The 10,750-nt window shown below is 48.3% G+C and carries 9 protein-coding genes, 2 tRNA genes and 2 other RNA genes; 8 read left to right on the forward strand and 5 right to left on the reverse strand.

The features are described 5' to 3' along the window. Nucleotides 1-310 precede the first annotated feature (310 nt). Nucleotides 311-2,989, forward strand: coding sequence for a bifunctional acetaldehyde-CoA/alcohol dehydrogenase (gene adhE / locus HV346_RS12595; RefSeq protein WP_181619685.1), 2,679 nt, complete (start codon nt 311-313; stop codon nt 2,987-2,989). A gap of 80 nt (nt 2,990-3,069) precedes the next feature. Here the strand turns inward: adhE and tdk are convergent, their stop codons facing one another. Beyond that, nucleotides 3,070-3,684 carry a thymidine kinase gene (gene tdk / locus HV346_RS12600; protein WP_181619686.1) on the reverse strand — a complete coding sequence of 205 codons (615 nt, stop codon included), beginning with the start codon at nt 3,682-3,684 and terminating at the stop codon, nt 3,070-3,072. A gap of 547 nt (nt 3,685-4,231) precedes the next feature. Here tdk and hns point away from each other — a divergent pair. Next, a complete protein-coding gene (gene hns, locus HV346_RS12605; protein ID WP_008502781.1) occupies nt 4,232-4,645 on the forward strand; it encodes a histone-like nucleoid-structuring protein H-NS in 414 nt (137 codons plus the stop codon). 208 nt (nt 4,646-4,853) lie between these two features. On the opposite strand, the gene galU is transcribed toward hns, so the two are convergent. The 3 genes from galU to rssA form a co-directional block, all read right to left on the reverse strand. Then, complete coding sequence (gene galU / locus HV346_RS12610) at nt 4,854-5,762, reverse strand: UTP--glucose-1-phosphate uridylyltransferase GalU (RefSeq protein ID WP_181619687.1); 909 nt, start codon at nt 5,760-5,762, stop codon at nt 4,854-4,856. A gap of 199 nt (nt 5,763-5,961) precedes the next feature. Continuing rightward, on the reverse strand, nt 5,962-6,975 hold the full coding sequence (gene rssB, locus HV346_RS12615; protein WP_181619688.1) for a two-component system response regulator RssB: 1,014 nt from the start codon (nt 6,973-6,975) through the stop codon (nt 5,962-5,964). 90 nt (nt 6,976-7,065) lie between these two features. Beyond that, nucleotides 7,066-7,968 (reverse strand): patatin-like phospholipase RssA, encoded by a 903-nt coding sequence (gene rssA, locus HV346_RS12620; protein ID WP_181619689.1) that lies wholly within the window; start codon nt 7,966-7,968, stop codon nt 7,066-7,068. Between the two features lie 114 nt (nt 7,969-8,082). Here rssA and HV346_RS12625 point away from each other — a divergent pair, with 114 nt between their 5' ends. The 6 genes from HV346_RS12625 (at nt 8,083) to HV346_RS12650 (ending at nt 10,147) form a co-directional block, all read left to right on the forward strand. After that, nucleotides 8,083-8,541, forward strand: coding sequence for a YchJ family protein (locus HV346_RS12625; protein ID WP_181619690.1), 459 nt, complete (start codon nt 8,083-8,085; stop codon nt 8,539-8,541). 48 nt (nt 8,542-8,589) lie between these two features. After that, nucleotides 8,590-9,432, forward strand: a complete 843-nt coding sequence (gene purU / locus HV346_RS12630; protein ID WP_181619691.1) for a formyltetrahydrofolate deformylase — start codon at nt 8,590-8,592, stop codon at nt 9,430-9,432. Between the two features lie 158 nt (nt 9,433-9,590). After that, nucleotides 9,591-9,675, forward strand: a tRNA-Tyr gene (locus HV346_RS12635). A 35-nt stretch (nt 9,676-9,710) separates the two neighbouring features. Further along, a tRNA-Tyr gene (locus HV346_RS12640) sits at nt 9,711-9,795 on the forward strand. 45 nt (nt 9,796-9,840) lie between these two features. Beyond that, nucleotides 9,841-9,971: non-coding RNA, RtT sRNA (locus HV346_RS12645), on the forward strand. A gap of 45 nt (nt 9,972-10,016) precedes the next feature. Then, a non-coding RNA gene (locus tag HV346_RS12650) (RtT sRNA) lies at nt 10,017-10,147 on the forward strand. 147 nt (nt 10,148-10,294) lie between these two features. Here the strand turns inward: HV346_RS12650 and HV346_RS12655 are convergent. Then, nucleotides 10,295-10,738, reverse strand: coding sequence for an Lrp/AsnC family transcriptional regulator (locus HV346_RS12655; RefSeq protein ID WP_181619692.1), 444 nt, complete (start codon nt 10,736-10,738; stop codon nt 10,295-10,297). Nucleotides 10,739-10,750 lie beyond the last annotated feature (12 nt).

Consider the following 10,750-nt stretch of genomic DNA (forward strand, 5'->3'; position numbering starts at 1 on the left):
TACTTAATTATTTAACACTGGAAAAATCTCAAAGAAATAACGCTGCTGAATGGTATCAGCTTGGGGAGAAATTGACGCAGATCATGATTTTCGTACTCAGAAGTGAGTAATCTTGATTACGCCGCCAGGGAGATCACCATCAAAAAGGTATGATGCTAAGGTCAGGCTCTTTTAGTAAATTAGTGTACAAGCACGAAAAGTAACCCGTTGTTTTAATGTGTGTTACGCAAGGGTAATCGACTCTGACTATACTGTTGTCGTTATTGAGCGCTGGTTTACTAAAAGAGTTTAACATTATCAGGAGAGCATTATGGCTGTTACCAACATCGCTGAACTGAACGCACTCGTCGAGCGCGTCAAAAAAGCCCAGCGTGAATATGCCAATTTCACCCAAGAACAGGTTGATAAAATCTTCCGCGCGGCCGCTCTGGCTGCTGCAGATGCTCGAATCCCTCTCGCTAAAATGGCCGTTGCCGAATCCGGCATGGGTATCGTTGAAGATAAAGTGATCAAAAACCACTTTGCTTCTGAGTATATCTACAACGCCTATAAAGATGAGAAAACCTGTGGCGTTTTGTCTGAAGACGACACCTTCGGGACAATCACCATTGCAGAACCTATCGGCATTATCTGCGGTATCGTTCCGACCACCAACCCAACCTCTACCGCTATCTTCAAATCGCTGATCAGCCTTAAAACCCGTAACGCAATCATCTTCTCCCCGCACCCACGAGCTAAAGATGCAACCAACAAAGCAGCAGATATCGTTCTGCAGGCTGCTATCGCAGCTGGTGCACCAAAAGATCTGATTGGCTGGATTGATCAACCTTCTGTTGAATTGTCCAACGCACTGATGCATCACCCTGACATTAACCTGATCCTGGCGACCGGTGGTCCTGGCATGGTTAAAGCAGCATACAGCTCCGGCAAACCAGCCATCGGCGTAGGCGCAGGTAATACCCCAGTTGTTATTGATGAAACCGCTGATATCAAACGCGCTGTTGCTTCTGTTCTGATGTCTAAAACCTTCGATAACGGCGTTATCTGTGCTTCTGAGCAGTCAGTGGTTGTTGTTGATTCCGTATATGATGCAGTACGTGAGCGCTTTGCAAGCCACGGCGGTTACATGCTGCAGGGCAAAGAGCTGAAAGCCGTTCAGGACATCATCCTGAAAAATGGCGCATTGAACGCCGCTATCGTTGGTCAGCCTGCGTATAAAATCGCTGAGCTCGCCGGCTTTACCGTTCCTGCTACAACTAAAATCCTGATCGGTGAAGTGAAAGTTGTGGATGAGAGCGAACCATTCGCTCACGAAAAACTGTCCCCTACTCTCGCAATGTACCGTGCAAAAGATTTCGAAGATGCAGTGGTAAAAGCAGAAAAATTGGTTGCGATGGGCGGTATCGGTCACACCTCTTGCCTGTACACTGACCAGGACAACCAGCCAGAACGCGTTGCTCATTTCGGTCAGATGATGAAAACCGCACGTATTCTGATTAACACCCCAGCGTCTCAGGGTGGTATCGGTGACCTGTACAACTTTAAACTCGCACCTTCCCTGACTCTGGGTTGTGGTTCATGGGGTGGTAACTCCATCTCTGAAAACGTTGGTCCTAAACACCTGATCAACAAGAAAACCGTTGCTAAGCGAGCTGAAAACATGTTGTGGCACAAACTTCCGAAATCTATCTACTTCCGCCGTGGCTCACTGCCAATCGCGCTGGATGAAGTGATTACTGATGGCCACAAACGTGCGCTCATCGTGACTGACCGCTTCCTGTTCAACAACGGCTACGCAGACCAGATCACCTCAGTTCTGAAAGCTGCTGGTGTGGAAACCGAAGTATTCTTCGAAGTTGAAGCTGACCCAACGCTGACGGTTGTACGTAAAGGTGCTGAACTGGCGAACTCCTTCAAACCGGATGTGATCATCGCACTGGGTGGCGGTTCCCCAATGGATGCAGCCAAAATCATGTGGGTCATGTACGAACACCCAGAAACCCACTTCGAAGAACTGGCACTGCGCTTTATGGACATCCGTAAACGTATCTACAAGTTCCCGAAAATGGGTGTAAAAGCGAAAATGATCGCAGTGACCACCACTTCCGGTACAGGTTCAGAAGTTACACCGTTTGCGGTTGTAACTGACGATGCAACAGGTCAGAAATACCCACTGGCTGACTATGCGCTGACTCCAGATATGGCAATCGTTGATGCCAACCTGGTGATGGATATGCCGAAATCGCTGTGTGCGTTCGGTGGTCTGGATGCTGTAACTCATGCTCTTGAAGCGTATGTTTCCGTCCTGGCTTCTGAATTCTCTGATGGTCAGGCTCTGCAGGCACTGAAACTGCTGAAAGAAAACCTGCCAGCGTCTTATAACGAAGGGGCTAAAAACCCGGTAGCGCGTGAGCGTGTACACAGTGCTGCAACTATCGCAGGTATCGCGTTTGCTAACGCATTCCTGGGTGTTTGCCACTCTATGGCACACAAACTGGGTTCACAGTTCCACATTCCTCACGGTCTGGCGAACGCCCTGTTGATCAGCAACGTTATCCGTTATAACGCCAACGACAACCCAACTAAGCAGACTGCATTCAGCCAGTATGACCGCCCTCAGGCACGTCGTCGTTATGCTGAAATCGCAGACCATCTGGGTCTGAGCGCTGCGGGCGACCGTACTGCTGCTAAAATCGAGAAATTGCTGGCATGGCTGGACAGCATCAAAGCTGAACTGGGTATTCCTAAATCTATCCGCGAAGCAGGCGTTCAGGAAGCAGACTTCCTTGCTCACGTAGATAAGCTGTCTGAAGATGCCTTCGATGACCAGTGTACTGGTGCTAACCCGCGCTACCCACTGATCTCCGAGCTGAAACAGATTCTGCTGGATACCTACTACGGTCGTGAGTTTAAAGAAAACGACGTTGTCGCTGCTAAAGTTGAAGCACCTGCAGCAAAAACTGACAAAAAAGCGAAGAAAAGCGCTTAATTGACAGCCTAATAAAAACCCGCCAAATGGCGGGTTTTTTTATATCTGCGTTCAGAATTCAATTAAATATCAGTATCGAATTAACAGCGATTATGGTCCTGAATTGCCGTCAACGACCCCACAGCTAACGCTTCTTTGTAGTGCTTACGACATACAGAAACATACCGCTCATTTCCGCCTATAACGACTTGTTCACCATCCGCATACGGCTTACCTGATTGATCGAGACGAAGCACCATGCTGGCTTTACGGCCGCAGTAACAAATCGTTTTTAGTTCGACGAGTTTATCCGACCACGCAAGCAAATACTGACTCCCGGCAAATAATTCGCCACGAAAATCCGTGCGTAATCCGTAACACAATACAGGAATGTCGAGATCATCGACGACGTCAGAAAGTGCACGGACCTGTTGGCGCGTCAGGAACTGGCTTTCATCCACCAGAACGCAGTGTACAGGCCGGGAAGCATGCTCTGCACGTATATCCTCGAACAGGTCGGTTTGCGGGTTATACAGCTTTGCAGGCGATGACAGACCTATTCGCGAACTCACTTTACCTGCGCCAAAGCGGTCATCAATCTCAGCAGTGTATACGACACTACGCATGCCCCTTTCCTGATAATTGTAAGAGGACTGCAGTAACGCCGTAGATTTCCCTGCATTCATTGCCGAATAGTAGAAATAAAGTTGTGCCATTGGCCGTAAAACCCTAATCAATGTGTAATATTCCCAATGATTCATTGTACCATATTTTGTCTCGCTATCCGCGACAGACAGCACATACTCTGCGACATATGGTTATCCTGGGTTCAATCCACATCAGAAAATAATGCGTTAAAACATGCAGTAAACTCGTTTGATGCCCCAAAAAGGGAAAGTCCATAGCCAAACATAACACTCCTTTTTATACTGGATTTCAGGGCTATTAAAATTCACTATTTATTAACTATTTCTGACTTTCATCCCCTCCAACAAGGTAATACAAAAGGCTGATATTTATCCTACGCAACTATAATTCGTGAGGGAGTTGTCACAAAAACATACTGCCAACAGGTTTATACCGCCTGGCGTGATAACGTGCAGACCAGACAGCCATCGAAATTTAAGTTAGCGTAATTAATAATAGCGCCCAATATTCAGTATTTTTTGAATTCCTTACATTCTCACCTATTGCACAACTCAATTTATCGCTCTATTATTACTTCAACAAACCACCCCCCATTATAAGTTTGAGATTACTACAATGAGCGAAGCACTTAAAATTCTGAACAACATCCGTACTCTTCGTGCGCAGGCGAGAGAATGTACCCTTGAAACGCTTGAAGAAATGCTGGAAAAATTAGAAGTTGTAGTTAATGAACGTCGTGAAGAAGAAAGCGCTGCTGCAGCTGAAATCGAAGAACGCACTCGTAAACTGCAGCAATATCGCGAAATGCTGATTGCTGATGGTATCGATCCAAATGAATTGCTGAACAGCATGGCTGCAGCTAAAACCGGCACTAAAGCAAAACGTGCAGCTCGTCCGGCTAAATATAGCTACGTTGACGAGAACGGCGAAACTAAAACCTGGACTGGCCAGGGACGTACTCCTGCTGTTATCAAGAAAGCCATGGATGAGCAAGGTAAACAGCTGGATGATTTCCTGATCAAGGATTAATCATTATAGATTCTAAAAAATCCCGCTAAATGCGGGATTTTTTGTGTCTGCAATTTATACTGAACATCCTCTTACACTCAGCCATATTGCGACAAACAGCTATTTACCGGAACTGACAAAACCATTCTGGCTTATCATAATGTGTCGTTGTGGGCATAAAAAAACCGGTGGGCAATGCCACACCGGTCATGTCAGTTTGAACAACAGATTATTTTGTAATACCCATCGTTTCTTTCAACCAGGCTTTAAATTCTTCACCCAGGGTATTGTGGCGAATGCCGTATTCAACAAATGCCTGCATATAACCAAGCTTATTGCCGCAATCGTGACTCTTACCTTTCATATGATAGGCTTCGACGGTTTCTTTCTCGATCAGCATATCAATTGCATCGGTCAATTGGATTTCATCACCTGCTCCTGGAGGCGTTTTCGCCAGCAGAGGCCAAATCTCAGCACTCAGAACATAACGCCCCACAACAGCCAGATTTGAAGGCGCTACGTCGGCTTTCGGTTTTTCAACAACCCCAACCATTGGGACGCTCTCGCCAGCACTCAGGCTAACGCCCTTGCAGTCGACAACACCGTAAGCCGTCACATCTTCAACAGGCTCAACCATGATCTGGCTGCTGCCGGTTTCATCAAAGCGTCTAATCATATCAGCCAGGTTGTCCTGGGACAGATCCGACTCAAACTCATCCAGGATAACATCGGGCAGAATAACCGCGACAGGCTCATCACCCACAACCGGGTGCGCGCACAATACCGCGTGGCCAAGACCTTTAGCCAGCCCCTGACGTACCTGCATAATGGTAACGTGCGGAGGACAAATAGACTGAACTTCGGCTAACAGTTGGCGCTTAACACGTTTTTCCAGCATCGCTTCAAGTTCAAAACTGGTATCGAAATGGTTTTCGATAGAATTTTTGGATGAATGTGTCACCAGCACAATTTCGGTAATGCCTGCGGCGATACATTCATTGACGACATACTGGATTAATGGCTTATCAACCAAAGGCAGCATCTCTTTAGGGATTGCCTTTGTTGCCGGCAGCATCCTGGTTCCCAATCCCGCGACCGGGATAACGGCCTTTCTGACTTTCGAATTTAGGGCAGCCATTGAAATTCTCCTGAGCTGTTCAAGTTTTGAACTTTTATGCAATAAATAACGCGTTGAGTATATCAGCCTCATCATACAGTCAGGGTCTGAAAAGGACGCGTTGCCGATCAATTAGGATAAATACGTATGAAACTGGCAGTGATAGTAGCACTGCCTGTAAAACACAGGAAAAGCAATCTGAAGAATAAATCTCAACTGCTTATTCCGTGGACAACATTAAGCGTAACCGCCCTCCCGCCCCCCAAATTTGGCACTGCCAGGAGGCACAACGATGGCTTATTTGATTAAGATATGCCGTACCCATTGTCCCTAACGGCACTCCATTACTCACCTGTATATGGTGTTCCCCTGTATTCAGTGAAGCATTTAAACCAGCAGACACGAGGATGAGGTTTTTTAAACCGCTGTGATAATAACCAACCAGCAGCGGAAATTGCCCCGGCAGATTTGCCTGGCGAAAAAGCTGATTAACCTGTTTAAGTAAACTCCCCAACTCAGGAAGTCGTTGACCCTGGTGCGATAGCTGTTCCTGCAATAGTCCATTAAAAAGCGCCCGGAGTAATAACGCCGCTAATACACCGTTATCACCCGCACGCGTCACATCCAGACAATAAAATGCAAGATCGGTATCAGATAAAGGCGCAATATCCAGCACCAGTCCAGATTGATCCGCAGCGACCAGTTGCCGGTAATTTATTCGGCAATGCGAAATCTGTTGTTGCACTGGTGGCTGAAGCTCTTGTAACAATTTTGCGGCAGCCGCCGGATTACTGACTAACGCATCCCAGTCCTGAAAAAGACGCTCTTCTTCCTCGACACGAGAATTAAACATATTGGGGTACAGGCACGCCAACACGGTTTCCCGCAATCGGCTCAGATCTTTAACGGGTTTAAGCAAAATATCCTGCACCCCCAGACGCAAGGCTTTGGCGATGTCCGCCATATTCTCGGTCGCAGAGATCACCAGAATGGGAGTTTGATCGCCTTCATTGCGCAGATGTTCAACCAGTTTTAGGCCATTCATCCTCGGCATCGCAATATCACAAATCATCAGATCGGGTATGAAGTTTGTCATTTTTTCCAGCGCGTCGACACCATCCTCGGCCAGAGAGGTAACCGCGCCCAGCGAGGATAACCACGAGTCCAGCAGCGAGCGGAAAACGGGTTCGTCTTCCACTATCAATATCTGTTTTCCGGCCAATGGTTGCGTCATGGTTCCTCCCCTGGCTGACAATAACTACATAGTGGCATGCGATCGGCACTATCGCCTGTCAGACTTTGCTGAAGTAATCAAAAAGGATGTTTAATCTGCTATTCGCACAAACGGTAACAGTTCATCCATTTTCTTTTCGACAGCTAACACCCCTGCCGTAATTGCTGCTTCCGCACGATGAAAATCGAGCGTTGCGATTTGCGGACAGTACGGTTGGATCAGAATGTCTGGCGGGTCTCCCGCCATACGGTTTCGTTTCAGGCGATTTTCAAGCACCTGTATAGAGGTCGTCATAATTTCCATCGCGGTCGGCGCGGTCACGCTACGGCGCGTGGTTATACGCCCAATTCGTCCACGTAAGCGCTCATGCCAGGCCAGTTTCTCACTCTCAGCCTCATCACTTTGCAGATTAACGGGCATCAGATCTTGTTGCATCAGGTGAGCATCGTGCTGGAGATCCACAGCGATGACAATATCCGCCCCCATGGCACGTGTCAGAGAAATAGGAATTGGGTTGACCACCCCACCATCGACTAACCAGTAGCCATTGTGAGGGACCGGAGCCATTAAACCCGGCATACTGCAGGAAGCACGCACAGCGAGGTGAATATCCCCTTCGGTAAACCACAACTCTCTGCCCGTACTGAGGTTTGTCGCCACCGCGCCGAAAGGCATTTGGCAATGGCTGAAGTCATCAAGCGGCATAATCTGACGGAATTGATTAAATACGCGTTCACCGCGTAACAGGCCACCGCGCTGCCAGGAGAGATCCATCAGCCGAAGCACATCCCAGTAACTAAAGGAACGTACCCATGTTTCAAGCTCCGGTAGTTTTCCGCAGGCATATGCGGCCCCTACCAGCGAACCAATAGAACACCCTGCAACGATATCAACGTCGATACCTAACTTTTTTAAGGCATTGATAACGCCAATATGCGACCATCCCCGGGCTGCACCTGAGCCCAGCGCCAGACCAACTTTAACCTTTCTCATTAGACCTGTTTTACTTCCCCTGGATTCCCAACATAGCGTCAACGCTAATGCTCAGTTAACATGGTGCTACCCAGGCGCTTAAACGCCATTATTTTTGTTCCAGGAAGAGTAATTGTGTCTCAACTCTGCCCTTGTGGTAGCGCTCTGGAGTATAGCCTATGTTGCCAGCGATATCTTTCTGGCGAGCAGGTAGCTCCAGACCCATCACACCTTATGCGTTCACGTTATACTGCTTTTGTGATCAAAGACGCAGACTACCTGATCAGGAGCTGGCATCCATCTTGCCATGCTGCGGATTTTCGCCAGGAGATTGAGGCCGGTTTTGCCAACACGCAATGGCTAGGTCTTACCCTCTTTGAATCAGCGGAAGGCCGTCATGATGCCGAAGGTTATGTCAGTTTTGTCGCGCGTTTTACTGAACAGAACAAACCGGGAGTCATCATCGAGCGCTCCCGGTTCTTAAAGGAAAGCGGGCAGTGGTATTATATTGACGGAACGCGTCCGCAATTTGGTCGTAATGACCCCTGCCCGTGCGGTTCAGGTAAAAAATTTAAAAAGTGTTGCGGGCAGTAACGTCCGACAACATAGACTTCGCAAATACTCAAACAGGATTTCCCGGCGATGCAATCACTACAACGTAAAGTTCTGCGCACAATCTGCCCTGACCAGAAAGGGCTTATCGCACGAATTACCAATATTTGTTACAAGCATGAACTGAATATCGTGCAGAACAATGAGTTCGTTGACCACCGTACTGGCCGTTTTTTCATGCGTACGGAGCTTGAAGGTATTTTCAACGACAATACTCTGCTTGCCGATCTCGATAGTGCGCTGCCCGAGGGATCTGTTCGCGAACTGACTCCTGCAGGCCGCCGCCGCGTGGTTATTCTGGTCACCAAAGAGGCCCACTGCCTGGGCGATCTTTTGATGAAAGCTAATTACGGTGGTCTGGATGTTGAAATTGCCGCCGTTATCGGTAATCACGATACGTTGCGCACGCTGGTTGAACGCTTTGATATCCCGTTTGAACTGGTCAGCCATGAAGGTCATACCCGTGAAGAGCATGATGATCTGATGGCACAAGCGATTGAAGCGCATAATCCGGACTATGTTGTACTGGCAAAATATATGCGTGTCCTGACGCCATCCTTTGTGTCCCGTTTCCCAAATAAAATCATCAATATTCACCATTCGTTCCTGCCAGCCTTTATTGGTGCACGGCCTTATCACCAGGCCTACGAACGTGGCGTGAAGATCATCGGCGCAACGGCGCACTATGTTAATGACAATCTTGATGAAGGCCCAATCATCATGCAGGACGTTATTCATGTCGATCACACTTATACCGCCGAAGATATGATGCGTGCCGGACGTGATGTTGAGAAAAACGTATTGAGCCGCGCGCTGTATCAGGTGCTGGCACAGCGCGTCTTCGTCTACGGCAACAGAACGATCATTCTTTAATCGACTGAGAAATGAATTGGTTAGCTTTGCGCCTTTGCGTGTAAAAATCAGGCAACCAGTTTATTTTTATCATGGTAACGCTTTACAGGGGCGTGTCATTTGATATGATGCGCCCCGCTTCCAGCAGGAAGCAGGCCAGTTAAAAAGCATTACCCCGTGGTGGGGTTCCCGAGCGGCCAAAGGGAGCAGACTGTAAATCTGCCGTCATCGACTTCGAAGGTTCGAATCCTTCCCCCACCACCATCTCTAAGCATCATCTGAAAATCTGAATTACCCCTGGTGGGGTTCCCGAGCGGCCAAAGGGAGCAGACTGTAAATCTGCCGTCATCGACTTCGAAGGTTCGAATCCTTCCCCCACCACCATCACTTCTAAATCGCTCTATATCAATTCATTGCACTGTGTCCCATGTTTCCCCAATGCAGGGAAGGATGAGAAGCTTCGACTAAGGTTCGATTCGAGCGCAGCGAGAAAGCGTTGCCGCAGGCAACGACCCGAAGGGCGAAGCGCAACGCGCTGAGTCATCCTTCCCCCACCACCATCACTTCTAAATCGCTCTATATCAATTCATTGCACTGTGTCTCGTGTTTCCCCAATGCAGGGGAGGATGAGAAGCTTCGACTAAGGTTCGATTCGAGCGCAGCGAGAAAGCGTTGCCGCAGGCAACGACCCGAAGGGCGAAGCGCAACGCGCTGAGTCATCCTTCCCCCACCACCATCACTTCTAAATCGCTCTATATCAATTCATTGCACTGTGTCTCGTGTTTCCCCAATGCAGGGGAGGATGAGAAGCTTCGACATTCGTCTCTCTTTTCCCATCATGGCCCGGCAATATTCCATACAAACCCAACAGTACAACAAGCGGTTACATCGGCGGCAACCTGCGCTTTACGGGTGAACTCTTCACAATCGACGTATTGCATTGCGCATGCTCTGCCAGCCCATCCAGCAACATATCAAGCTGCTCAATTGAACGAACAACCAACCTGATTACAAAGCAATCCTCTCCAGTCACTTTGTCACTTTCAATACACTCAGGCATCGCCTGAATATATCGATCTACTTTATGTAATAGTCCAGGCAACGGCCGCACACGCACCAACGCCTGCAAGGTATAGCCCAGTGCCGTAAGGTTAACTTGCGCGCTATAACCTTGTATCACGCCCCGCTCTTCCAGTCTTTTCAGGCGTTCCGCTGTACTGGGTGAAGTCAGACCAACCCGGCTGCTTAACACTTTCAGCGACATACGGGCATCCTCTACCAGGCAAGCCAGAATCTGTCGATCGATGTCATCAAGAAGGTAATCCATTGCATTCACCTA

Source organism: Enterobacter sp. RHBSTW-00994 (assembly GCF_013782625.1).
GTDB lineage: Bacteria > Pseudomonadota > Gammaproteobacteria > Enterobacterales > Enterobacteriaceae > Enterobacter.

Bases quoted from the DNA above. Each gene is read 5' to 3' on its own strand.
- hns (WP_008502781.1), top strand. From the start codon at position 4,232: ATGAGCGAAGCACTTAAAATTCTGAACAACATCCGTACTCTTCGTGCG.
- rssB (WP_181619688.1), bottom strand. From the start codon at position 6,975: ATGACGCAACCATTGGCCGGAAAACAGATATTGATAGTGGAAGACGAA.
- adhE (WP_181619685.1), top strand. From the start codon at position 311: ATGGCTGTTACCAACATCGCTGAACTGAACGCACTCGTCGAGCGCGTC.
- galU (WP_181619687.1), bottom strand. From the start codon at position 5,762: ATGGCTGCCCTAAATTCGAAAGTCAGAAAGGCCGTTATCCCGGTCGCG.
- tdk (WP_181619686.1), bottom strand. From the start codon at position 3,684: ATGGCACAACTTTATTTCTACTATTCGGCAATGAATGCAGGGAAATCT.
- rssA (WP_181619689.1), bottom strand. From the start codon at position 7,968: ATGAGAAAGGTTAAAGTTGGTCTGGCGCTGGGCTCAGGTGCAGCCCGG.
- HV346_RS12655 (WP_181619692.1), bottom strand. From the start codon at position 10,738: ATGGATTACCTTCTTGATGACATCGATCGACAGATTCTGGCTTGCCTG.
- purU (WP_181619691.1), top strand. From the start codon at position 8,590: ATGCAATCACTACAACGTAAAGTTCTGCGCACAATCTGCCCTGACCAG.